The sequence below is a fragment of the Chitinophaga silvisoli genome (assembly GCF_003412465.1).
Classification (GTDB): Bacteria; Bacteroidota; Bacteroidia; order Chitinophagales; family Chitinophagaceae; genus Chitinophaga; species Chitinophaga silvisoli.
Genome location: NZ_QTJV01000004.1, coordinates 238,378 through 263,543, shown reverse-complemented (window position 1 = coordinate 263,543; position 25,166 = coordinate 238,378). Strand labels below are relative to the sequence as shown.

The 25,166-nt window shown below is 45.3% G+C and carries 21 protein-coding genes; 10 read left to right on the top strand and 11 right to left on the bottom strand.

Annotated elements, in window-relative coordinates; genetic code table 11:
- Positions 1 to 83 precede the first annotated feature (83 nt).
- Positions 84 to 1,205 (top strand): glycosyltransferase family 4 protein, encoded by a 1,122-nt coding sequence (locus DXN04_RS13145; protein ID WP_116853814.1) that lies wholly within the window; start codon positions 84 to 86, stop codon positions 1,203 to 1,205.
- Here DXN04_RS13145 and DXN04_RS13140 read toward each other — a convergent pair.
- From DXN04_RS13140 to DXN04_RS13125, 4 genes are all read right to left on the bottom strand, one after another.
- Positions 1,192 to 2,238, bottom strand: a complete 1,047-nt coding sequence (locus tag DXN04_RS13140; protein WP_116853813.1) for a glycosyltransferase family protein — start codon at positions 2,236 to 2,238, stop codon at positions 1,192 to 1,194. The genes DXN04_RS13145 and DXN04_RS13140 overlap by 14 nt on opposite strands.
- Positions 2,239 to 2,427: 189 nt before the next feature.
- Positions 2,428 to 3,348 carry a class I SAM-dependent methyltransferase gene (locus DXN04_RS13135; protein ID WP_233525587.1) on the bottom strand — a complete coding sequence of 307 codons (921 nt, stop codon included), beginning with the start codon at positions 3,346 to 3,348 and terminating at the stop codon, positions 2,428 to 2,430.
- 114 nt (positions 3,349 to 3,462) lie between these two features.
- On the bottom strand, positions 3,463 to 4,623 hold the full coding sequence (gene dnaJ / locus DXN04_RS13130; RefSeq protein ID WP_116853811.1) for a molecular chaperone DnaJ: 1,161 nt from the start codon (positions 4,621 to 4,623) through the stop codon (positions 3,463 to 3,465).
- Between the two features lie 66 nt (positions 4,624 to 4,689).
- The gene (locus tag DXN04_RS13125; protein WP_116853810.1) at positions 4,690 to 5,247 is read right to left on the bottom strand and encodes a nucleotide exchange factor GrpE; all 558 of its coding nucleotides are present in this window, start codon (positions 5,245 to 5,247) and stop codon (positions 4,690 to 4,692) included.
- Between the two features lie 267 nt (positions 5,248 to 5,514).
- Here DXN04_RS13125 and DXN04_RS13120 point away from each other — a divergent pair, with 267 nt between their 5' ends.
- Positions 5,515 to 6,687 carry a class I SAM-dependent rRNA methyltransferase gene (locus DXN04_RS13120; RefSeq protein WP_116853809.1) on the top strand — a complete coding sequence of 391 codons (1,173 nt, stop codon included), beginning with the start codon at positions 5,515 to 5,517 and terminating at the stop codon, positions 6,685 to 6,687.
- Positions 6,688 to 6,757: 70 nt separating this feature from the next.
- Here the strand turns inward: DXN04_RS13120 and DXN04_RS13115 are convergent, their stop codons facing one another.
- The 4 genes from DXN04_RS13115 to DXN04_RS35690 form a co-directional block, all read right to left on the bottom strand.
- On the bottom strand, positions 6,758 to 7,075 hold the full coding sequence (locus tag DXN04_RS13115; protein WP_158568996.1) for a T9SS type A sorting domain-containing protein: 318 nt from the start codon (positions 7,073 to 7,075) through the stop codon (positions 6,758 to 6,760).
- 248 nt (positions 7,076 to 7,323) lie between these two features.
- On the bottom strand, positions 7,324 to 7,794 hold the full coding sequence (locus tag DXN04_RS13110) for a redoxin domain-containing protein (RefSeq protein ID WP_116853807.1): 471 nt from the start codon (positions 7,792 to 7,794) through the stop codon (positions 7,324 to 7,326).
- A 48-nt stretch (positions 7,795 to 7,842) separates the two neighbouring features.
- A complete protein-coding gene (locus DXN04_RS13105; RefSeq protein WP_116853806.1) occupies positions 7,843 to 8,874 on the bottom strand; it encodes a PorP/SprF family type IX secretion system membrane protein in 1,032 nt (343 codons plus the stop codon).
- Positions 8,875 to 8,913: 39 nt separating this feature from the next.
- Positions 8,914 to 13,779 (bottom strand): PKD domain-containing protein, encoded by a 4,866-nt coding sequence (locus tag DXN04_RS35690; protein ID WP_158568994.1) that lies wholly within the window; start codon positions 13,777 to 13,779, stop codon positions 8,914 to 8,916.
- A 247-nt stretch (positions 13,780 to 14,026) separates the two neighbouring features.
- On the opposite strand from DXN04_RS35690, the gene DXN04_RS13095 reads away from it, so the two are divergent.
- On the top strand, positions 14,027 to 14,653 hold the full coding sequence (locus DXN04_RS13095) for a rhodanese-like domain-containing protein (protein ID WP_158568992.1): 627 nt from the start codon (positions 14,027 to 14,029) through the stop codon (positions 14,651 to 14,653).
- A gap of 131 nt (positions 14,654 to 14,784) precedes the next feature.
- Here DXN04_RS13095 and DXN04_RS13090 read toward each other — a convergent pair whose 3' ends face one another.
- Positions 14,785 to 16,293, bottom strand: coding sequence for a carboxypeptidase M32 (locus DXN04_RS13090; protein WP_116853803.1), 1,509 nt, complete (start codon positions 16,291 to 16,293; stop codon positions 14,785 to 14,787).
- Between the two features lie 50 nt (positions 16,294 to 16,343).
- Between DXN04_RS13090 and DXN04_RS13085 the strand changes: the two genes are divergently transcribed.
- The 5 genes from DXN04_RS13085 to DXN04_RS13065 all read left to right on the top strand — a co-directional run bounded on the left by DXN04_RS13085 (position 16,344) and on the right by DXN04_RS13065 (position 22,535).
- Entirely contained in the window at positions 16,344 to 17,438 is a 1,095-nt protein-coding gene (locus DXN04_RS13085) for a Nif3-like dinuclear metal center hexameric protein (RefSeq protein WP_116853802.1), read from the top strand.
- 9 nt (positions 17,439 to 17,447) lie between these two features.
- Positions 17,448 to 18,203 carry a zinc ribbon domain-containing protein gene (locus tag DXN04_RS13080; protein WP_116853801.1) on the top strand — a complete coding sequence of 252 codons (756 nt, stop codon included), beginning with the start codon at positions 17,448 to 17,450 and terminating at the stop codon, positions 18,201 to 18,203.
- 123 nt (positions 18,204 to 18,326) lie between these two features.
- Entirely contained in the window at positions 18,327 to 19,814 is a 1,488-nt protein-coding gene (locus DXN04_RS13075) for a tetratricopeptide repeat protein (protein ID WP_116853800.1), read from the top strand.
- A 60-nt stretch (positions 19,815 to 19,874) separates the two neighbouring features.
- Entirely contained in the window at positions 19,875 to 21,524 is a 1,650-nt protein-coding gene (recN, locus tag DXN04_RS13070) for a DNA repair protein RecN (protein ID WP_116853799.1), read from the top strand.
- 198 nt (positions 21,525 to 21,722) lie between these two features.
- A complete protein-coding gene (locus tag DXN04_RS13065) occupies positions 21,723 to 22,535 on the top strand; it encodes an enoyl-ACP reductase FabI (protein WP_116853798.1) in 813 nt (270 codons plus the stop codon).
- A gap of 298 nt (positions 22,536 to 22,833) precedes the next feature.
- Here the strand turns inward: DXN04_RS13065 and DXN04_RS13060 are convergent, their stop codons facing one another.
- The gene (locus DXN04_RS13060; RefSeq protein ID WP_012794455.1) at positions 22,834 to 23,055 is read right to left on the bottom strand and encodes a DUF2795 domain-containing protein; all 222 of its coding nucleotides are present in this window, start codon (positions 23,053 to 23,055) and stop codon (positions 22,834 to 22,836) included.
- A gap of 100 nt (positions 23,056 to 23,155) precedes the next feature.
- Here DXN04_RS13060 and DXN04_RS13055 point away from each other — a divergent pair, with 100 nt between their 5' ends.
- Both DXN04_RS13055 and DXN04_RS13050 read left to right on the top strand, forming a co-directional pair.
- Entirely contained in the window at positions 23,156 to 23,806 is a 651-nt protein-coding gene (locus tag DXN04_RS13055; RefSeq protein WP_116853797.1) for an ABC transporter ATP-binding protein, read from the top strand.
- Between the two features lie 10 nt (positions 23,807 to 23,816).
- Entirely contained in the window at positions 23,817 to 24,380 is a 564-nt protein-coding gene (locus tag DXN04_RS13050; protein WP_116853796.1) for a cob(I)yrinic acid a,c-diamide adenosyltransferase, read from the top strand.
- A gap of 47 nt (positions 24,381 to 24,427) precedes the next feature.
- On the opposite strand, the gene DXN04_RS13045 is transcribed toward DXN04_RS13050, so the two are convergent.
- Entirely contained in the window at positions 24,428 to 25,141 is a 714-nt protein-coding gene (locus DXN04_RS13045; RefSeq protein ID WP_116853795.1) for an ABC transporter ATP-binding protein, read from the bottom strand.
- Positions 25,142 to 25,166: the final 25 nt, after the last annotated feature.

The window sequence follows — 25,166 nt, the reverse complement described above, 5'->3', positions numbered from 1 at the left end:
CCCTTGATTTAAACTTTGTTCGCTGAAAATATCTAACCTCTTGTTATTTCGACCTATTGTGAACTGAACTAAAACGGAGACCAATGCATAGCAAGTCAGTTAAGATTCTTGAACTAAACTTCGAGCGTGGATGGAGAGGAGGAGAGCGGCAGACTATGTATACAATGTCCGGATTCAAAGATGCCGGCCTGAATGTAGAATTACTATGTAGAAAAAACTACCCGTTGGAAAAAAAGGCAAACGAAAAAGGATTTAAAACCCATTCATTTGCCAATATTTTTGGCGCACTCTTCTTCCTGATCTTTAAAGGAAGCCGTTATGATGTACTTCATGCGCAATCTTCTCATATCCTGACTTATGCTATTCTTTCCAAGCCCTTTCACAGGGCTAAAATCATTTTCACCCGTCGCGTGGATTTTGTTCCCCATGGTAAAATGACCTTATTCAAATATAAGCTGACTGATCAGGTCATTGCGATCAGCAATGCAATCAAACATATTCTCACAGACTTCGGAGCTAAAGATGTTCGCCTGATTTCCAGTGCCATTATAGCTAAAAAGCTGGACAAACTCAGGGCAGAACAGATTCTCCGCGATGCCGGTGTCGATCCTTCCCTACACCTGATCGGTACCACCGCCGCGCTTGTGCAACACAAAGATCCCCTAACCATGATCGAGGCCATCCGCAAACTGGCTGCCGTTCGTCGTGACTTTGTATTCCTTCACTTTGGAACTGGGGAACTGGAACAGCAAATGCGGGATAAAATAGAAGAATATGGCCTGGGAGATGTGTATAAACTGATGGGCTTTTATGAAAATGTTGAAGACATCTTTTCCGTACTCGACATCTTTACGATGAGCTCTGAACAGGAAGGCCTGGGAAGTAGTGTGCTGGATGCCTTTATGTACAGGGTACCTGTAGTCTCTACCAATGCCGGTGGCTTGTCAGATCTTGTGCAGGGTGGGAGAGCAGTATCCTGCGAAGTACATCACCCGGAACAACTGGCGGCCGGTATCCAGTCTTTACTGGAAGAACCAGCCAGGAGAGAGTCCGTGGCCAGAAGGGCCTTTGCATATACAACAGAAAGACATAGTTTATCATGCATCACCCGTTCTTACCTGGAATTATTGTATGAAATGGGAGCGGGAATTGACCTTTCCAGGTTCGAAAAACCGGTGTCGCATATGCAGGCTACGCAGGCATAAGTTGCCGGGCCAGCTCATATACCAGTTGTCCAATCGCCCGATGATTATACTTTGTCCGGATTGTTTCATAAGCCCCTTGCGCCAGTTGCGCTCTGAGAGCGCCATTATTCTTTAATAAAAGGATCTTTTCCGCAATCGCCTCTGCTGTATTTGCTGTTAATAAGATATCCTTTCCATCCTCAAATATCTCCCTGATAGCCGGGGACTCTTTGCTGATCATTGCTTTTTCAAGCGCAGCATAATGGAAGATCTTGTTAGGGATCACGAGATCCGCCTTCAATGTCTCTCCAAAAATCCCCAGACAAACATCAAAATTATTCATTTCAGCAGCCAGTTGATCATAAGCTACCCAACCTGGTAAAGAAATATTTCCCAATTGATAAGACGCTACTAATTGCTGGATTACTTTATACTCAAATCCATTTCCAATCAGCCGGAAATGGATATCTGCATGCTCCTTTAATAGCTTCGCCGTTTCCACGATCATACGTGTACCCTGCAAAGGAATAAAGCCGCCATAAAACCCCACCACGAAAGTATCCCGCTCACCTAATGCCGGGGCAGGCGGGAATTCATCCGTATTCACACCCACAGGTACCACATGTAGTTTGTGCAGCGGAATGCTGAAAGTGTGATGATAATAATCCCTGTGGCAGGAGGTGTCGCACATGACGAGGTCTGCCAGCTGCATAGAAATCCTGTCCTTCAGGTAGTTCTTCAATGCTCTTGGAGAAAACCTGCTGACTTTCTTATAATCAAATACCTTGGAAAGATAGCGGGAGATGAGGGGATCAAACAAGATGGGTTTGCCGGAGAGGATTTTAATGGCCGCCACATCCTGGTGTGTAAAAGCAGGTAGAAAAATGATATCTGCCTCCTTACAGGCTTTGCGCAGCGCTGCAAAATTCCATTTACTCTTCTCTTTGTAATTGTAAAAAGAAAGGGACACAGCAGGAATAGTCCGCAAACCATCCAGGATAATTTTTGTACGGTTGTAGTCTGGCTCGAAATCTCCGGCTACCAATATCTTCATCGTGTGATCTTGCCTTATTTAGTAATCCTGAAACGTTTTTAGTATTCAAAAACCAGTAATCCAGAAACCAGTAATCCAGAAACCAGTAATCCAGAAACCAGTAAATCCAAAAACCAGTAATCCAAAAACCAGTAATCCAAAAACCAGTAATCCAAAAACCAGTAATCCAAAACCAGTAATCCGGAAACCTTATTTAGTGATCCTGAAACATTTTCTAATCAGCTTCTGCTGAAAATCAAACGGCATGGTTTGCCCGGTAATATCCTTAATTACACTTGCCTGGATCTGATCTGTCTCTAACTGAAACTTACGGTAGTTATTACTAAAGTAAACCACTCCTCCTGGCTTCGTAGCATGCAACACCTTATTCAGGATAGCCACATGATCCCGCTGAATATCCAGGAACTCCTTCATACGCTTGCTATTTGAAAAGGTAGGAGGATCCAGCACCACCAAATCAAAATAATCAGCAGGCAGGGTATCCAGGTATTGCAACACATCTGCATGTACAAACTGGAAGTTGCCCTTCAGGTCATTCAGCTGCATATTCTCTTCCGCCCATGCCAGGTAGGTCTTAGACAAATCTACAGACACCACTTCACTCGCGCCACCTGCTGCAGCATACACAGAAAAAGACCCTGTATAGCAAAAAAGGTTTAATACCCTCATATCTTTTGCAGATTCCCGAACCATGCCCCTGGTAATGCGGTGATCCAGAAATAGCCCGGTATCCAGGTAATCGGATAGATTCACCTTGAACTTCAGCCCGGCCTCATGTACCACTACCTCATGGTTTTCAAAAGATACCTTCTCATACTGCTCCTGTCTGCTCACTTTTCGCTGTCTCTGCTTTACCCAGATGTTGCCAAGCGGTACATTCAGCACTTTAGCAATTACTTCCAATGAACTATCCAGCCAGTTTTCATGCGTCTCCTCATCCATCCCATGGGGGCGGGTGTATTCAGATACATAAACGTGGTCGTCATAACGATCAATACTGAATGGAAATTCATTGATATCATCGTCATACACCCTGAAACAGGTAATATTCTGGCGGCGGGCGATTTTCCCAATATGGCGATAAACCTTTACCAGCCGGTTTTCTAGCATTTGTAATTTGGAAGGATCGAACATGTGCGGTAAAATTATAGCTAAAAAGCGAAAAAACCGTTGATCGCATAGCAATCAACGGTTTTTGAAGGCCGTACAAATAACGGCTATCACTTAACTAAAAATATCTCTTACTTTCTCAAAGAATCCTTTTTCTGACTTCTCCGGCTTTGGCTGGAAATTATCCGAGTTCTGCACCTTTTCCAGGAAAGACTTCTCTTCATTGCTCACCTGTTGAGGTGTCCATACATTCACATGGATCAGCTGGTCGCCTTTCTCATAAGAGTTTACAGAAGGGAATCCTTTGCCTTTCAGTCTGAAAATCTTACCGGATTGTGTGCCTGCAGGAATCTTGATCTTCGCTTTTCCATCAATGGTAGGCACCTCTACAGAAGTACCAAATACCGCATCAGGGAATGAAATGTACAGGTCATAAGCCACGTTCAGACCGTCACGCTGCAGTTCCGGATGTGGTTCCTCTTCGATCAGGATCAGCAGATCCCCGGGAGCACCACCTCTTTCGCCTGCATTACCTTTGCCACTCATGCTCAGCTGCATACCTTCCTGTACACCTGCAGGTATATCGATGCTGACCATTTCTTCACCATACATACGGCCTTCACCTTTACAGTGACCACACTTGCTGGTAATGATCTGGCCTTCGCCATGACAGGTAGGACAGGTAGCTACAGTCTGCATCTGACCCAGGAATGTCTGTGTCACTTTCCTGACCTGGCCGGACCCATGACAGGTATTACAGGTCTGGAAAGCATTTTTATCTTTCGCACCCAGTCCGCCACAATGCTGACAGGGTACATGCTTTTTAACTTTTATTTTCTTGTTGGCACCTTTAGCGATCTCTTCGTAGGTCATGCGGATCTTAATACGGAGATTGGAGCCACGTGTACCTCTGCCACGTCTGCCTCCACCACCGCCACCACGGTTGCCACCGAAGAAGCTGCCGAAGATATCGTCTCCGAAAATGTCTCCAAAGTTGGAGAAGATATCATCCATGTTCATGTTACCGCCACCGTAACCACCGCGGTTACCCATACCCGCGTGACCAAAACGGTCATACTGGGCGCGTTTATCCGCATCGCTCAATACTTCATAGGCTTCAGCGGCCTCCTTAAATTTTTCTTCTGCTTCCTTATCATTGGGATTGCGGTCAGGATGGTACTGCATAGCTACCTTCCGGTAGGCTTTTTTAATTTCATCCTGGGAGGCAGACTTGGCGACGCCCAGTATTTCGTAATAATCTCTTTTGGTAGACATATATCGCACTAAAGCCGGCATTGCGCCGGCATGGTTAAAGAAAAACTATTCTGTCAGAAAGTCACCTTATTTTCCCACTACAACCCGGGCATGACGGATCAATTTGTCATTCAGCATATAGCCCTTTTGCAACTCATCCAGTACTTTCCCCTTCAGTTCCTCAGTAGGTGCAGGAATTTCTGTGACAGCGTCGTGAAGATCAGCATCAAATTCTTTATGCAAATTCTCCATAGGTTTCAGGCCCTTGGCTTGTAGTGTTGATTTCAATTTATTGAATACCAGCATAACGCCTTCTTTAATAGCATTAATGTCGGTAGTGTTTTCGAGCTGTTTGGCAGCACGCTCACTGTCATCCAGCACATCCAGCAAAGCGACAATCGTCTCTTTATTGGCAGTCTGCATTAACTCAATCCTCTCTTTGGCAGTGCGTTTTCTGAAGTTATCAAACTCTGCAACCAGACGGAGGTATTTATCCTTCATCTCGTCCAGTTCCTGTTGTTTCTTGTCGAATTCGCTTTCATCCGCCAAGGCATCGTTAAGGTGGGTAGTGCCAGCCAGGTTCTCATCCGCATTAATATCTGGCATGCCTTTACCCTTTTCGGTGTCCTGTTCGTTTGTCTGCATATGGTAATGTTTTCGTTTATTAAATGTAAATTTACAAAGGTACGTCAGACAATTAACTTGCCAAGCAATCAAATGCCGCCAAAATGACAAAGCCCTTCCTGAAAGATGTCATTTTGGAAGTTCGTCCCCCACTGATACTATTCTGACTCCACCTTAAGTCCACGTCTTGTTCGACGCTAGTTCGATGCTTGTTCGAATAAGCTATAATGCCCCCTTTCCGATAATTTCCTCCCCGTTTCTTACCTTTGCGCCTTCGAACTATTGATAATGACCAAAGTTTTTTTAAAGAAAAAAATACAGAACCGCGTACTACAAGGCCATCCGTGGATTTTCGGGAATGAAGTCGGAGAGATCCAGGGACCGGTAGATGCAGGTGATATTGTGGATGTATTCACGCATCAGGGCTTCTTTCTGGGTAGAGGATATATTAATCCGCAATCCCAGATCCTTGTCCGCCTCCTGACCCGCGACAAAAATGAGACGATCGATGCGGAATTCTTTTACCGCCGGCTCCTCAAGGCATGGAAATACCGCCAGCAAATCGGATATGTGGAAAACTGCCGCCTGGTATTTGGCGAAGCTGACGAAATGCCGGCCCTTGTCATCGATAAGTTCAACGATTACTTTGTATTACAGACCCTTGCACTGGGTATGGATAAGTGGAAAGGCGCTATAGTAGATGCCCTGAACAGGATTTTTTCCCCCAAAGGCATTTATGAGAGAAATGATGTGCCAGTAAGAGAGCTGGAAGGTATGCAACAGCAGAAAGGTTTCCTGAGTGCACCTTTCGATACCAATATCATTCTGAATGAAAATGGACTGAAGTTCCATGTAGATATCGAAAACGGTCAGAAGACGGGTTACTTCCTGGATCAGCAGGATAACCGCCGGGCCATTCAGCACATTGTAAAAGATGCGGATGTACTGGAAGCATTCTGCTATACCGGTACTTTCTCCTGTCATGCAGGGTACTATGGCGCTAAAAGCGTATTAGGCCTGGACATTTCTGAACATGCTGTGAATACCGCCCGCAGAAATGCACAATTGAATAATCTGGAAGATAAATGTAAGTTCCAGGCTGTCAATGCATTTGATGTGTTGAAACAGTGGACAAAAGAGGAGAAGAAGTTTGACGTGGTGATCCTGGATCCACCGGCATTCACCAAGAGCCGCGAGAATATCCAGAAGGCGATCACAGGTTATAAAGAAATCAACCTGAGAGGGATGAAATTACTGAAACCAGGTGGATTCCTGGTGACAGCATCTTGTACCAACCTGGTGCCGCCGTCTATGTTCCTGGAAATCATTGATATGGCTGCGAAAGATGCGAAGAAGAAGTTGAGACAGGTAACTTTCCAGACACAGGCCCAGGACCATCCGATTTTATGGAATATCGAAAACACCACTTATCTGAAGTTCCTGATCGTTGAGGTGCAATAATTTAGATCGAATAAACTACAAATAAAAAAGGCTGTCGCGAGACAGCCTTTTTATTAAATATCTTTATAAACTACTTGACCACATTAAATTTCCCCGACTCCACCAGGGTTCCCTGCCTGTCTCTCAACTGGAATATATACAACCCACTATAATACCCATCCAGCTCCACCGTTGTCTTATTACTCACATTCTTTATCTGGCTCACCATCTTTCCGAGAAAATTGAATACAATAAGATCATAAACCTGTTCGTTATTATGCTGTAATTCAAAATTTATTCTCGAGGATGCAGGATTAGGATACAACTTCACAATTTTACTCCCCCCATCAGTACCTGATGAAGCAGGTTTATACGTCTGCGCCCTGGTAACCAGGGTGGTCAGAAGCATAAAACATGTAAGTAAAAGAGTAAAGGTTTTCCACATACCCGTAAAGATAAAGATTTTTTCGAATATCTATTAATTTTCGTTCTAAAATAGCGGGGCTGGCACAATAAAATAATCTATCATATTATATAATATATTATTATAGTGAAACCCGCATTATCCAATTTCCTATTGTAAAAATAACAAATGGCAGGCCAAAAAGGAAGCACTGCCATTAGTTTTTAACAAAAATTAACGCTTTTCGGCAATTTTTATTGCAAATCAGCCAGTGTTTTCTTAATTGCTTCAAAATCAGGCAGATCTCCAGCAGACTCTAGCACCTGTGCATACTTCACAGTACCTTCTTTGTCTACCACGAAAGCTGCTCTCTTGGAAACCCCTTTCAGGTCCAGTACGAAATTGTCATAATAAGCACCATAAGCCTGAGATGCTTCTTTGTTGAAGTCAGACAACAACGGGAAGTTCAGGTTCTGCTCTGCCTTAAATTTACCCAGGGTAAACGGTGAGTCTACAGAAATACCAACTACTGCTGTATTCAAACCATTATACGTAGCCAGGGAATCTCTTACACTGCACAGCTCTGCTGTACATACACTGGTAAATGCCAGCGGAAAGAACAGGATAACCAGGTTCTGTCCTTTGAAATCTTCCAGGGTTACTTTCTTCTTCTCTGTATCATTCAGAGAAAATGCTGGTGCCTTTGTGCCGATTGCGATGCTCATTTTATAATTTTTTAGACGGGCAAATATAGTAAAGGATTAATAAGGGAATTAAAATCTTGGACAATGCACGGCATCCAGGGTACTATTCCTGCTATTCAGGAATCCTTTAAATACCAGTGCTAACTCAAATCCCCCAAAACTCTGACTCGCCGTTTTTAGTTTTGAAATGTTACAGTCGTACGTCATACTGATCTCGTACTTGTCCATATCCAGGCGCATGGTTGGTATCACGGCATCTCCCCAGCGTACAAACACTCCCCCATAAATGCCCCGGGTACTTTCCAGGCCCTCATTGTATAACATATACCCTAATATCGCGCCACCATTATACTCCGAATAAGCGCCTTCATGAATCTCATTATACTGCGCTATCAGTTTCAACCTGTCTTCCATCGGGATGGTAATACCCGCATTGAAAGTATACTTGGGATCCATCGTAATACTGTTGTCTTTATAAAAAGACACTCTTGGACGATTGAAGTGAAACAAGGCCGCCCCTATATAATAATTCACATCTTCACCGATGGTACTGTTGAAACTGATGCCAGCACCAGCATCCCAATAGCCATATCCACGCAGCGCTAATCTGCCTTCTTCGCCGGAAGCAACGGTAGGATCATAACGCCCATTCGTATACTGGTTATTGAACGTGAGCTTAGTGGCATCAAATTGTCTCTGCACAAATCCACCCATGAAGCCCACTGACAGGAACATGTTCTTCACCTCACTCAGTGACTTATGGTAGTTGATCGCCGGCAGGATCTGTACGGCCTGCAATTTGGCAGTACCCGCTCTGTCGTAGGTAAACTGTGCACCTGTTGTAAGGAAGTCCTCCCCACGACCTATCGGGAATTTCAGCTCCCCACTCACAGCACCCGTTTGATAAGGAATCGTCACACTATTCCACTGATTCCTGTACACTGCCTGTACCCGGTAATCGCCATTGAAAAGACCTATCAGTGCGGGGTTTCGCAGAATGGGGGTCTCATAAAACTGCGACAGGTGAATATCCTGCGCCATTAGTCTGGAACTCAGACATAAACAAAGTGCCACAAACAGCTTTCTACAATTCCTTCTCATGCTTGGCAAATTTTTAAATAGGAATATGGTAATCACTGTTTATCGTAACAGCATTACGTTACCCTTCAGGGTAAAGTCCTCATTCGTATCGCAGACCACTTCGGCCACATATACAAACACATCCGGGTTCACAGGCACACCTTTTACTTTTCCATCCCATCCGCTCGTAGGATCTTCAACACTAAAGTTTGTCCTTTCAAATACTAATTGTCCCCAACGGTTATATATTCTCCATGATTTAATCGTCTTGATACCACGCCCCCTGATGTAGAAAATATCATTCTGTCCATCATTGTTAGGCGTGAAAGTATTCGGCAGCCAGGTATTGCCTGATTCACACACCATCTTGATCGTGATATCATCCACACCCTTACAGCCATATGCATTGGTCGCCGTTACTGTATAGGTAGTCGTAGTTTTTGGTGTCGCTGTCGGCTTCAGACAATCCACACAATCCAGGTAATTCACAGGCCACCATTCTACAGTTGTAATATCATTACTACCTACCACCGGAATCTGGTAACTGCTACCCGTAGCCAATGTGATATCCGGACCTGCATTCACTTCAGGCAGCGGATGTACAGTGACTACTGCAAGTGCCTGCGAAGTAAAGCAGGCATCCTTACCATAACCAGTTACTGTATAAGTGGTCGTCGTATCAGGGTATGCCATTGGATTTTGTCCTGAAGGGTTGCTCAGCCCTGTAGCCGGAGACCATTGGTAAGTTACCGCTCCGGAAGCATGCAGCTGTGCAGAACCATTTTTACAGATAAAGGTATCAGTAGCTGTTACTGTAAACGGCTGAGATACCACAATCGGAATATCCGCTTCTTTGGCACACCCCGCCGCATTCTCCACTTTTACATGATAAGTCGTATCAATGTCAGGCGTGATCACAGGATTGGCGCTATGACTATCATTAATCTTATAATCTGTCCAGGTCACAGTTGCATCAGCATCAGTATTCGCATGCAACGTGAGCGAACCCCCCCGGCACAGACTTGCACTTACGGGATCCGGATTCAGCGCAGGATAGTCTACTACACTGATAGTCTGCGTAGCAGTACTGCTACAAATACCGCTGGCAGTAGTAATGGTCAGGGTGATTACCTGGTCACCTGATTGGTTGAATGTCGTAGCAGGCGGTGTTTGAACTAAATAGTTTTGCCCCAGGATATCCCAGCTCCATTTGGTATCTGGAATATTTTTAGACTCATGTCCGGTCAGTTGCAGGGTAGTACCCGTACACAATGGACCTGCTGCATCTATAGATGCTACCGGCTTAGGCTCTACTACAATTTCTTTTTGAATGGTGTTCACACAACCATAGGCACTCGTCGTAGTCAGCGTTACATTGTAAGTACCCGGTGCATCATATACATAAGAAGGTGCCGGACCTGTACCTACATCATCAGTTTTGGTAGTGACACCAAAATCCCAGGCATAAGTCATATCCATCCCCAGTTCAGATGATACGCTGTGAGAAGAATCTGAAAAGAGTACAGTGCCGCCATCACAAGCCTGGGTCACATCCGTGCCGAAATTAGCAGTGACTTTATCAGCAATTACTTTGGATTCACCATCTGCTGCAACACGACATCCGCGGGCATCTTCCAGCAATACTACAGGATAGTACACACCTTCCTGTGGATAAGTGTAAGCAGGAGAAGTAGGGGTAGTCGTGGTTTCAGAATGACCATCCCCAAAGTCCCAGATGTATTTAATAGCCGATGTAGAGTTAGCATTCATTGTTACCGCAAGTGGATAACAACCTGTTTCCGGTGTTACGGTATAACTACCATTGGGCCCATCGATAAAAATATTTTTAGGTCCTGCTACAGCACTCGCACAGCCACCCTGTGAATAAACAGTAAGGGTTATGCCGAAAGTACCTGCCTTGATATAGTTGTGCAGCGGATCCTGCTCAGTAGAAGAGCTGACATCCCCAAAACTCCAGGCAGAACTTACATAATCGGAAGAGAGGTTGGTAAACTGAATTTTTACCGGTGGACAAACATCCGCAGCTACAGCAGGGAAGCTGAAATCTGCTATCGGGTTTGGTACACGCAGGTAATCTACAGTAGTGATCGTATCGCGGCAACCGGTAGTACCTTCAATCATCAGCGATACGGTATACTTGCCAGGCACTGTATAAGTATGTGCAGGTGTGGCATCAGTACTGGTCGTGCCATCACCGAAATCCCACTGGTAAGTAAGTGGTGTGGTGATGGAAGAGTTAGAGAACTGATAAGGAGTGTTCAGACATGCTATACTATCCGGGCCGCCAAATGCTGCAATGATATTTGCCACGCGGGCAGTAGCGGTATAACTGTCTTCGCAACCAGTATTATCCTTAACTGTCAGGGTCACAGGATAATTGTTGATAGCTGTATAAGTATGTGTTACAGTAGGAGTAGCAGTGGTAAATACTTCAGGCGTAGAACCATCACCGTAATCCCATGTCCAGGATACAATCGTATTGCCTGTTTTAGTAGTTGACTCATCGGTGAAGGTGATCGCAATACCCTTACATTGCCTGGTTTCAATAGAGAACTTCGCATTTGCACCATTCACTGAAATAGGAATGGTATTGGAAATATGCGGACAACCATATATATCGGTCAATTCCAGGCTGGCCGTATAATCGCCAGGAGTTGGATATACATAACCGATAGGTCCCTGTGCCGCTGTAGTGTAGGTAGCTCCGTCCCCAAACTTCCAGAGATAGGTGGCAAAATGATTAGCGCTTACGGGATCCATTGCAAAGTTAACAGTACCATTTTTACAGATAGTCGTAACATCTGCATAGATCTTTGGTGTTTCGTCTATTATGGTAACAGTCGTGCTGTATACGGATTGACAACTACCATTATCCACGGTGAGGGTAACTGTATAAGTACCACCCTTAGCATATACATGTGTTGGGTTTTGAATGGTAGAACTGCTGCCGTCACCAAAATCCCAGTTCCATAATTTGGTAGTACTGGTACCAAAATCAGATCCGTCAATAAATGAACGCTGGTAAATATTCGTACAATTCACCGGTGCTACAGTAAATGCCGCTGATGGCGGATAAATGGTGATCAGGTTCGTTTTCGTAAGCGTCTGCCGGCAACCATTGTTGATCACAGTCAGGATTACAGTATGTGTACCAATGGAGGTCCAGGTATAAGTAGGGTTTTGCAAAGAAGAAGAACCATTCCCGTTTGTTTCCTGGAATGTCCATTGCCACTCAGTACCTGCAGGTGTAGAGGTGTTGGTAAAATGGAAAACAGTAGGCTGACAACCGGTGGTCTGATCTACCGTAAAATCCACATTGACAGGATTACCCACCCGCACTGTCATAGAAGCGCTTTGAGTACAACCGCCCTGCGTAGTAATGGTTAAGGTGACAATATAGTTACCTTCCTGTGTAAAGATGTGAGTAGGTATTTTATCGGTGGAAGTTGTACCATCGCCAAAATCCCATGCCCAGCCTACTACCGGATCTGCAGAGGCTATGATTGGACTGAACTTGTCTTCCAGTGGTACGCAACCTTCTGCTAAACCATCGATGGTCAGGATTGGTTTCTGTACCCTGACAGTATTGGTAGCAGTGGCCGTACAACCCGCAGCATTACTGGCCTGCAGCGTTATGGTAAAGGCACCTTCCGCATTATACTGGTGACTGGTATTTTTTACAGTAGAGGTACCACCATCTCCAAAGTCCCATTGCCAGGCGGTAGCGCCGGTGGTATTACCGGTAAAATTGAAAGTAGCAGGCACTTTACAGGCAGTAGTGGGGGTAACCCCAACACTCGCAGTAGGAATATCAGAGATGGTGAAGGTCCTGGTTACATTGGCCTGACAGCCATCCTGGGTCAGTGCGGATAAAGTAACCGAATAGGTTCCCGGGGTATTAAAAGTCTTGACTGCGTCAACTGTAGTTTGTACATCACCGTCAGAGAAAGTCCAGGTAGCACTCTGTGGAGCTGGCTGAGTCGTATTGACAAAATGCAGGACGGTACCCTTACAAAGACTCTCTGTGATGCTAAAGTCTGCCGCAATAGTAGCGATCTGGATATAAGCTGTTTGAGAAATCGTTTTTGAACACCCATCAGCGGAAGTGGCCGTCAGCGTAACATTGAATTTACCTTCGGAGGTATATGTATGAATCGGGTTCATATCAGCACTTGTGCTGCCATCTCCGAAATCCCAGAGGTAGGTGATAGCCGGGTTACCGGTAGTATTGATAGTCGTATTGTTGGTAAAGTTAACCGTGAGCGGGGCCTTACAGCTTCCCTGGGTATTGCTGGTGAATGCAGGGGCAGGGGTGGCGCTTGCATGAATAATCTGGGAAAAGCTGTTAGTACAACCATAACTGTTGGTCACGATAGTAGTGGCAGCATAATCGCCTCCTACCGTATAAGTATAGTTGGCAGTGGCACCCGTAGTCCCGTTACCGTCGCCGAAGTCCCAGTTGATACTACTTATAGTACCATCACCGGCAGTCGACTGGTCTGTAAACTTTACAGGCAGCGGCGTACAACCGCTCGTAACATCAGTAGTAAACTGTGCTGTTGGTTTTTTATATACATTTACAGTGTGGGTAGCGCTTCCCGTAGTGCCGTTGGCAAACGTAACTGTAAGAGTTACAGTGTATGTGCCCGGTTTAGTAAAGGAGCGCGTGGGGTTCCAGAGGGTCGATTTCGCTCCTCCATCCCCAAAATCCCAGGAAGCTGAACCTCCTGTGGTAGACTGATTAATAAATTGTACATAGGCAGTTCCACATCCTGTAAAGTTATCAGCAGTGAATGCTGCTGTGTTTTGAGCCTGCACGCTGAAAGCAGAGAGCAGAATCATTACACAAGTGTATGCAGCTGCATACCAGGTGCGGACAAGAGGGCTTAGGCGTTGGTGTTTCATTCTCCGGATATGGCTAATGTCGTTCGGCATTCGACAGTAGCATAGGTTTTAAATAATAAAGGTTCAATTTTTTAACGTTAGTCCGGTATAAGAGTAACGTTAAGTAAACGTAAACAAATTGTTAATGGTTCAGAGTAGAAAAGAAAATCACACAAAAGTTATTCCAGCTTTATCTGTTGGCACAAGCTCAACAATATACGGCAAATTTACGATGTGTAAATTTATTATATGCATTTTCCTTTTATGCATGAGTACTGCTGTATTTGCACAGAATAACAATGTGGTAAAACCTGACGTATTTCAGACAGGAATTAAACAATCGGGAGTACAGGTATTTGATGTACGTACCTTGGCTGAATACAGTAGCGGGCACCTGCCACACGCTATGCAGGCTGACTTTGCAAGGGAAGAGGAATTCAATGAAAGAATCCAGTACCTGAATAAGCAGCAACCGGTATATGTATATTGCCTGAGTGGTCCCCGTGCAGCTGCGGCAGCTAAGCAAATGCGCGATAAGGGATTCTCGAATGTTGTAGAACTGGAGGGTGGCCTAGCTGCCTGGAAAGGTGCGGGTCTCGAAGTAGAAGGGGGGAATAATATCCCTCAGCTCACGCTGATCGACTTTACAGGAAAGGTATCTGAAGGTGATGTATTAATCGAGATAGGCGCTGACTGGTGTCCTCCCTGTCAGAAAATGGAGCCTGTAGTAGCTGCTTATTTGAAATCGCATGCAGGTGTTAAACTGTTAAAAGTAGATGGTAGCAAAGATACTAATGTAATTAAAACGCTGGGGGCTACTACCTTACCTACTTTTATCCTTTACAAAGAGGGACAGGAAGTCTGGAGAAAAACAGGCGTTGTAGAATTAAACTAATGTCATCTGTGGCAAGCCGAAGCCAATTGAATTTATTTTATTGCTATTAGCTGGACCGTATCCCTATACCAGCAAGCCATTATCCAAACAAAAAAGCTTTTGCCATCGTGCAAAAGCTTTTTTGTTTTAATTTATACGTTGTAAATGTGATGGTACTTTTCCGTTGCATAATCCAGGAAGTACTTGAAAGCCAATGGTTCTCCCGTGACCTTCTCACACAATTCATTGCTGGTGTAATACCGGCCATGATGATGGATTTCATCGCGCAGCCAGCTAAGTAATTGTTTATAGTCTCCCTTTGTGATCTGCTCAATCAATCCCGGGATCTGCTTCTGGGCAGCTATAAAAAACTGTGCTGCATACAGGCTGCCCAGGGAGTAAGTCGGGAAATAACCGAAGCTGCCATGTGACCAGTGAATGTCCTGCAATACTCCTTGATTATCATCTGGTACATCTACGTGCAGGTATTCACGATAGTACTTATTCCATACTTCATTGAGGTCTTTGGTAGAGTAAGTGCCATCCAGCAATCCCTTTTCTATTTCATAACGGATCATCACATGGAAGTGATAAGTCAGTTCATCGGCTTCGGTACGGATCAGGGAGGGTTTTACCTGGTTGATCGCTTTATAAAAGTCGTCCAGCGATACATGCTGCAGGTTTTCAGGGAAGCGGGCCTGCAGGGCAGCATAATGATATTGCCAGAAGGGGAGGCTGCGGCCTACGTTATTTTCCCATAATCTTGACTGTGATTCATGAATGCCTAAACTGGCTGCTTCGCCACATGGCAATCCATAATTATCAACAGGCAGGCCCTGTTCGTACAGTGCATGACCGCCTTCGTGGATACAACTCCAGGTCATGTTGCCAAAATCGTTTTCATCGATCCGGGTAGTCACCCTTACATCCTGTGGATTGAAGCTGGTAGTAAATGGATGTTCTGAAATATCCTGCCTGCCGGCGTTCATATCATATCCCATGGCTTTCAGTATTTCGATACCGAATTCCCATTGTTTATTACGGTCGTAATGCAGGTGCAGGAAGTCTTTATTAACCTGTGGTTTGGCTTCAATTTGCTGTAACAGGGGTGCAAGGGCAGTTTTTACATCCGCAAAGATGGTATCCAGCATGGCGGTATTGGCCCCTTTTTCATACTCATTCAGCAGGGCGTTGTAGGGATGGCCATTGTATCCCAGGATGTCCGCTTCCTGTTTTTTAAGTTCCACCATTTTTGCCAGCACCGGTTCAAAGATCTTGTAGTCATTGGCTTTCCGGGCCTTGATCCATGCATGGTAGCATTCGTTCGTGGCATTAGAAAGTTCAGCTACGAAGCGGGCCGGGTATTTCTTATTCTTCTCATAGTCCTCCAGGGAGAGGGCTGCATTTTTGGAGGCAATGATGTCCAGATCCTGGCGGGTATGCAGGTTTTGCAGCAGTTCGCCCAGCTTGTCTTCAACAAATAATTCATGGGCCAGGGTACTGAGGGTTGTGATCTGCTGCCCCCGGAAGGCGGCTCCTTTTTCCGGCAGGTGAGTTTCCTGATCCCATCCCAATACAGCAATAGCATTGCGTATATCGGCAATCTGTTGCATTTTCGTTTTGTACGATGCGTACAATTCTCCCGAGGATTGTGTCGTCATGCCATTTAGTTTTTTGCAATTTTAAATAATTCCCATCATATTTGCTTGTCATGAAAATCAAAGAAATCACAGCGGCTATTGCCGCATTTGCACCCTTACAGTACCAGGAAAGTTATGATAACGCTGGTTTACTGTTCGGCAATGCTGACTGGGATGTAAGCGGGGTACTCCTTTCCCTGGATACAACCGAGGCGGTGGTTGACGAGGCTATCAGCAAGGGTTGCAACCTGATAGTGGCACATCATCCCATAGTATTCGGAGGCCTGAAAAAGATCAATGGTAATAATTATGTAGAGCGGGTAGCTATAAAGGCTATCAAGCATGACATCGCTATCTATGCTGCCCATACTAACCTCGATAACGTAAGAAACGGGGTTTGCGAAATGATGGGCCAGCGGCTGAGCCTGAAAAATACACGGGTATTGGCACCTAAAAAAGACTTATTAAGAAAATTATACACGTTTGTGCCCCATGCATCTGCCGAAAAGGTAAGATCTGCATTATTTGCAGCCGGTGCCGGACATATTGGCGCATATAGTGAATGTAGCTTTAATGGGGCAGGAGAGGGGACTTTTAAGGCCGGAACCGGGACCCAGCCTTATGTCGGGGAGATCGGCAGCCGTCATTCTGAGGCAGAAACTAAACTTGAGGTTATTTTTCCCTTATATTTGGAACAATATGTGATCAAGGCACTTATAGCCAGTCATCCTTATGAAGAAGTGGCCTACGACGTGGTGAAACTGGAAAATGAATATGCACAGGTAGGTTCAGGACTGATCGGGGAGCTGGAAGCGCCAATGGACGAGATGGAATTTTTGAAGTTCGTGAAGCAACAGTTTGATACCGGCTGCGTTCGGTATACCCCACTCAGGGGCAGGCCGGTAAAACGGGTGGCACTCTGCGGAGGAGCCGGAAGTTTCCTCCTGAAAAGGGCAATTGGGGCAGGAGCGGATGCTTATATTTCTGCGGACTTTAAATATCATGAGTTTTTTGATGCTGAAAATCAAATAGTTATAGCGGATGTTGGACATTTCGAGAGTGAGCAGTTTACGGTTGACTTATTTTTTCATATATTGACTGAAAAATTCCCTAATTTTGCGCCTCTTAAATCTACCATTCGAACAAACCCGGTAAATTATTTATAAACACATTACATGGCTACTGTAAATAAAGATTACTCCGTAGAGGAAAAATTGGTGTCTGTACTTAGACTACAGAAGATGGACTCCAGACTGGACGAGATCCAGGTGTTGAAGGGGGAGTTGCCGATGGAAGTTAAAGATCTGGAAGACGAGATCGAAGGGTTAAACACACGTCTGTCCCATGTGGAAGACGAAATCCGTGGCATTCAGGACTTCATTTCTAACAAGAAAAATCAGATCAAGGAATCAGAAGCCCTGATTAAGAAATACGAGAAGCAACAGGATAACGTAAAAAATAACCGTGAATTTGAAGCCATCACCAAGGAACTGGAAATGCAGTCCCTGGAAATCAAGCTGGCTGAGAAACACATTCGCGATGCAAACGATGAGGTAAAGGACAAGAGCCGTTCCCTGGAGTCTGCAAAAAGAACGATCGCTGAAAAAGAAGCGAACCTGAAGCATAAGAAAGGTGAACTGGAAAAGATCATCGGTGAAACTGAGAAAGAAGAGAAAGCTTTCCGCAAGCAGAGCGATGAAGCTCGTGCTAAGGTAGAGCCCCGCCTGCTGGCAGCTTACGAAAAAATCCGTAAGAACTACCGTAACGGCCTGGCAGTAGCTACCGTGGTACGCGATTCCTGCGGTGGTTGCTTCAATGCTATTCCTCCTCAACGTCAGGCGGAAATCCGTCAACGCAAGAAAATCATTATCTGTGAGCATTGCGGTCGCGTGCTGGTAGACAATGATCTGGAAGCAACAGTTACAATTTAATAGTTAGTAATACCAGGAATAATTTTGAAAAGGGTTGTATCGTTCGGTACAACCTTTTTTCATTGCAGTCGTTTTTGGTTTGGAATTTGACGTAAAGCCGGCATTGTAAATATATTTGTTTCCATGCGTACCATATTCCTGTTGGGATTATTTCTCACTCTTATGTTCCCTGCTGTGGCCCGGCAAAAAGTATATGACTTTAATCCCCGCTGCCAGCAAGCCTATGATGCTATTATGCAACTGAAGGTCTCCGCAGGCACCGCCCTGCTGGAAACAGAAAAAAAGGAACATCCCGATAACCTGATACCTTACTTTCTCGAGAATTATATCGACTTTTTCAATCTCTTTTTCAACGAAGATCCCGCTGTCTATGCAAAAAGAAAAGACCTGCGCGATCAGCGGCTGGATATTTTGGCATCGGGACCGGAAAATAGCCCCTACTACCTGTATACCCAGGCCGTGATCCGCTTTCAGTGGGCCATGATCCGCATTAAGTTCAGCGAAAAATGGGATGCCGTATGGGAAGTGAGGAAGGCATTTGTGCAGTTCAAAGACAACCAGCGGAAGTTTCCCCAGTTCCAGCCAAACACCATGATGATAGGTGCCCTGCAGGCAGTATTCGGTACTATCCCCGAAGGCTATCGCTGGATTTCAAATATCCTGGGCATGAAAGGGAACATCCGTGAAGGTATGCGGCAGGTACAGCAGGCAGCTGAAAGTAATAATGATATAGCCTTAATATTCCGGCCCGAAGCTTCTTATTATTTTTGCTACCTGAAACTGTTCATTGAAAATAAACCGGAAGATGTCTGGACATTCATCCAGAAACATCAGCTGGATACGAAAAATAACTACCTCTTTGCCCTCATGGTGGCGAATATTGCCATGAACAATCAGAAAGCGGCACTGGGTATCAAAACCCTTTCCGAAAGGAGTGATAGCGGTGGCTACCTGGATATCAAATATAATAACTACCTCTGGGGAGTCTTGAAACTGGACCGCCAGGACGAAGATGCAAATGTGTACCTCCAGCGCTTTACCGACAGCTTCAGGGGCAAATTCTATCTCAAGGAATGCCTTCAGCGCCTCAGCTGGTATTATTACCTGCATGGGAACATGGAAGCTGCCAACAAATACCGGGCGCAAATCCTGACCAGGGGAAATACAGAAACCGATGCTGATAAGCAGGCACTTAAAGATGCCAAAAGCGGTAAGTGGCCGGATGCCGTATTGCTGAAAGCCCGTTTGCTCAGCGATGGAGGTTTCTTCAACGAAGCCCTGAAAATGTTGCAGACCAGGAAGGCGGCAGACTATCCACGAATGGAAGATAAGCTGGAATATGCCTACAGGCTGGGAAGGATTTACGATGAAATGGGCATGGATGATAGCGCTATCGCCATGTACGAAGTCACCGTAAAATCAGGTGCTAACAGACCAGAATATTTTGCTGCGAGAGCATCCCTGCAAATGGGTTATATTTATGAAAAGAGAAAAGACAAGGTGAAAGCACAACAATGTTATCAGACTTGTCTGGACATGAAAGGACATGATTATAAGAACTCACTGGATCAGCGTGCAAAGGCCGGAATTCAGCGATTGAACGGAGGTTGAGGGTTCGCTACGCAGATACAGTTCGTAATGTGAAATTTAATTTGCGGAATATTTTCCCATATGCTACAAAAACTAACAATTAAGAACTACGCTATTATTGAACAGCTGGAAGTAGATTTTTCCGGAAGCCTGAATGTCATCACGGGAGAAACAGGTGCAGGTAAATCTATCCTGCTGGGCGCATTGTCATTGATACTTGGCGAACGAGCAGATCCGGGAGTATTGCACAACAAGGATAATAAATGTGTAATAGAGGGGAATTTTAAAGTGAAGAAATCGCAGGTAGCAGAATTTTTCCAGCAGCATGAACTGGACCTGGAAGACCAGCTGATCATCCGCCGCGAGATCAGCACTGCCGGAAAGTCGCGTGCATTCATTAACGATACACCGGTAAACCTGTCTCAGCTCCATGAACTAAGCCAGTACCTGGTAGACCTGCATCAGCAGTTCGATACCCTGGAACTGGAAAAGTCCGATTTTCAGCGGGAGGTACTGGATGCCCTGGTGAACCAACCTGCACCCCTCCAACAATATCAGCAGGGCTATAGCAGGTATGTAGCCGTACAGCGTGAACTGAAACAACTGCATGACCTGCGCAACAACGCGAATAAAGAACTGGATTATAATAAATTCCTGCTGGATGAACTGACAGATGCCAGCTTCGTACCGAATGAAATAGAGGAACTGGATGCGGAGCTGAAAGTACTGAGTCATGCAGAGGAAATCAGGAATACCCTGAGCAGGGTTTATTTCCAGCTCAAGGAAGATGAGCAACCCTTATTGCAGCAGCTGAAACAGATTCAGTCTTCAGTACAAGGCCTCTCTAATTTTCATAAGGATGCACCGGGCATTGCCGCCCGACTGCAATCGGCATATGTAGAACTCCAGGATATCACCGGGGAAATCGGGCATATGAATGACCAGGTACAAACGGATGGCGCAAGACTGGAACACCTGAACGAACGTTTATCCCTTGGCTACAGGTTGCTGAAAAAACATGCGGTACAAACCACAACTGAACTGCTGGCTATCCAGGAAGAACTGGCAGTGAAAGTAGATGGCGTACTGAACCTCGACGAAAAACTGGAAGGCCTGGAAAAGGAACTGGAAACCTTGCAGGGCAGGTTACTGGCACAGGCGGCAGCAATAACAGCAGGTCGTGAAAAAGCGGCAGTACCGTTTGAGAAATCTGTAAATGCTTTGCTGGCCCAGGTAGGTATGCCAAATGCCAGGCTAAAGGCAGCGATCACGAAAGGAGCGCTGAACCAGTTTGGACAGGACACCATTGAGTTTTTATTTGATGCGAATAAGAGCGGCAATTTTGCCCCAATCCGGAAAGTGGCTTCCGGTGGTGAACTGAGCAGGCTGATGCTGTGTATCAAATCGCTGGTAGCACAGTCGGTAGCCTTGCCTACACTGATCTTCGATGAGATAGATACAGGGATTTCAGGAGAGGCAGCGCGTCAGGTCAGCTTCATCATGGAAGGTATGGCAAAGGGACACCAGATCATCTGTATCACCCATCAGCCGCAGATTGCGGGCAAGGCGGATGCCCATTATTTTGTGTTTAAAGATATGAAGTCCGGCAAGGTGACAACGAATGTACGATTGCTGACGAGGGAGGAGCGGATCAATCATATCGCGCAGATGATGAGCGGGGAGAAGCCAACGGCCGCAGCGTTGGAGAACGCAAGAGAGTTGGTGAAGTAAAGAGAATAGCAATCGAAAATATTTATACAAAGGAACCGGATTCTTTGAAATAAAGAATCCGGTTCCTTTTTTAGCAAAGAAAATACCCCATTGGAGAAAAAAGATTTTCCATGCTGCCGCAGGCCGATCTATCCCAATCAATTAATCTTTTTTTTTCAACTATAACGCCTATTTTTGCCCAAAATAATTATCAACCCAATGGCTTATAACTTATTAAAAGGAAAGAAGGGTATCATATTTGGTGCATTGGATGAAAATTCCATTGCCTGGGCAACTGCACTTCGCTGTGTGGAAGAGGGCGCTGAAATCGTGTTGACAAATGCACCTATCGCTTTACGTATGGGGGAGATCAATAAACTGGCGGAAATTACCAACGCCCCTGTCATACCAGCGGATGTGACCAGCCTTGAAGACCTGAACAATCTGTTCACTAAATCCATGGAGCATTTTGGCGGTAAAATAGATTTCGTACTGCACTCTGTAGGTATGAGCCTCAACGTGCGTAAGGGAAAGCCTTATACTGACCTCGACTACGACTTCTCCCATAAAACATTCGATATCTCAGCAATGTCCCTTCACCGTGTGCTGCAAACAGCTTATAAGCTGGATGCGCTGAATGAGTGGGCATCTGTAGTAGCACTGACTTACATCGCTGCACAGCGTGTATTCCCTGACTACAGCGAAATGGCTGATGCAAAAGCATTGCTGGAATCAGTAGCACGGAGCTTCGGTTACCATTATGGTATCAGTAAGAAAGTACGTATCAATACCATCTCTCAGTCACCTACCCGTACTACTGCCGGTAGCGGTGTGAAAGGATTTGATGGTTTCATCAACTATGCAGAGAAAATGAGTCCATTGGGGAATGCATCTGCAAAACAATGTGCTGACTATACCGTATCACTGTTCTCTGATCTGACAAGAATGGTGACCATGCAGAACCTGTTCCATGACGGTGGCTTCTCTTCTACCGGTGTAACAATGGATGTGATGCTGCAGATGGAAAAATAAAATAGTACGATCTGAAAATAATAGCCGTGAAAGTGAGTAAGCAATTATTCATTTTCACGGCTTTTTCTTTTAGAAAGGGTGGGTGGCTTAATCTGATTTTACGCCCGGCCCGAAGCCATCTCCCTGCAAATGAATGCTATCCCACAAAAATGGCAGCTGCTTTATCTGGCGCGGATTTGCGCCGATTTTTGCCGGGAAAATTAATACAAAAAAAGCCGGTCCTTCATTGAAGGAGCGGCTTGAAATTTTTTAGCATAGGCAAATTTGCTGAGGCAACAATAAATGGAATATCTATGCGCTAATATTCGTCTTCATTAAAGAAGAAGTCATCCTGTGACGGATAATCAGACCAGATATCTTCTATTCCCTCGTAAATTTCACCTTCGTCTTCCAGTTCCTGAAGATTTTCAATCACTTCAATTGGTGCACCGGAACGGATGGCGTAATCAATTAATTCGTCTTTAGTAGCTGGCCATGGAGCATCCTCCAGGTATGAAGCTAATTCTAAGGTCCAGTACATGTTATTGAAATTTTTACTGTCTTAAATTTTGGCAAAAGTATTATTTAATTTGAAATAAACAACTATTACTATCTTAACGGTGAATTACTTTTATTCAAGTATGCTGACCGCACGCAATCTTACCAAAAATTATTCCAACTTACCCGTTTTGAAGGGAGTGGATGTAACTGTGAACAAAGGGGAGATCGTTACCATCGTAGGATCTTCCGGAGCCGGGAAAAGTACCCTGCTGCACATTCTGGGTACCCTGGATACGCCTACCTCCGGGGAGGTATGGCTGAATGATGTGAACCTGACAGCACTCAAAGGCAATGCACTGGCTGATTTCCGTAACCGGCACATGGGATTTATTTTCCAGTTCCACCATCTTTTACCTGAATTTACCGCGATAGAAAATGTTTGTGTGCCCGGTTTCATAGCCGGTCACAACAAAAATGAGGTCAAAAAAAGGGCCGTTTTTTTGCTGGAAACCCTGGGATTAGGTCATCGGGTCGATCATAAACCCAATGAATTGTCAGGAGGTGAACAACAAAGGGTGGCAGTAGCCAGGGCCCTGATCAATAATCCGGATATCGTGATGGCCGATGAGCCGACCGGTAACCTGGATTCGCACAATGCCCGGGAACTGCACCAGCTGTTTTTCCAGCTGAGAGACCAGTTTCAGCAAACTTTCATCATCGTAACCCACAATGAAGAGCTGGCCCCCCTGAGTGACAGGCAGCTGGTGATGAAGGACGGGAAGATGCTCTAAAACCCATCTTATGTCATTTAAGATTTACACCAAAACCGGTGATAAGGGACAGACCTCCCTGATCGGAGGTACTAAAGTTTCTAAAAGTAGCCTGCGCATTGATGCATATGGCACTGTAGACGAGCTCAATTCTTATATTGGACTGGTGAGTGACTACCTGGCTACAGAGCCTGAAATGGTCACTTTCCTGCGCGAAATACAGGACCGTTTATTTACGGTGGGTGCTTCGCTGGCCTGTGATCCTGAGAAGGACATAAAAATGCGTATTCCGGACCTGTATGAGAAGGACGTGGAAGCCCTGGAAGCCAGTATTGATAACATGAATGAGGAGCTGCCGGAAATGAAGAGTTTCATTTTGCCCGGGGGCCATGTGGCGGTGTCTACGGCCCATATAGCCCGTTGTGTATGCAGGAGGGCAGAGCGGCTTTGTGTGGGTTTGCAGGAAAATGAAGAGTTTATAGCACCATTGGTACTGCAGTACTTAAACCGGCTGAGCGATCATCTTTTCGTGTTGGCAAGATGGATAGGTCACCGGTTGAAAATAGAAGAAATTAAGTGGACACCGAGGGTGTAAATCCCGGTCATTAACGAATAGTGAGCTTTATTCCAGGCTGAATACTATTACGCCTTCACCAGAAGACTATCCTCTACAGACTTATCTGATTCAATCAGACCATCTCTGAGACGAACAATCCTCCTGGCATGCGCGGCAATATCCTCCTCATGGGTAACGAGTACAACAGTATTGCCTGAGGCATGGATCTGCCCAAAAATCTCCATGATTTCCACAGAGGTTTTGGTATCAAGGTTTCCTGTCGGCTCATCCGCCAGGATCAGGGAAGGGTCATTCACCAGGGCACGGGCAATCGCCACACGCTGACACTGACCACCGGAGAGCTCGTTGGGCTTATGTTTATAACGCTGCCCCAGACCGACCTTCTCCAGCATATAGATAGCTTTTTCCTCTCTTTCTTTTTTGCCGATACCCGCATAAATCAGCGGCACAGCCACATTTTCATAGGCGGTGAGGCGTGGCATGAGGTTAAACTGCTGGAATACGAAACCTATTTCTTTATTCCGCACTCTCGCCAGGTCGTCATCTTCCATCTGGCTCACGTCATGGCCATTCAGAATGTATTTTCCGCTGGTAGGGGTATCGAGTGCCCCCAGCATATTCATAAGGGTAGACTTTCCGGAACCGGAAGGGCCCATGAGGGCGACATATTCATTTTTAAAAATGTCCATGTTTATACCTTTCAGCACGGGCAGCTCATTGGAACCAATGAAATAGCTTTTACGGATCTCTTCTAAATGGATGACGGAATGTGGGCGCATACGTACAGTATTAAATACAAGATGA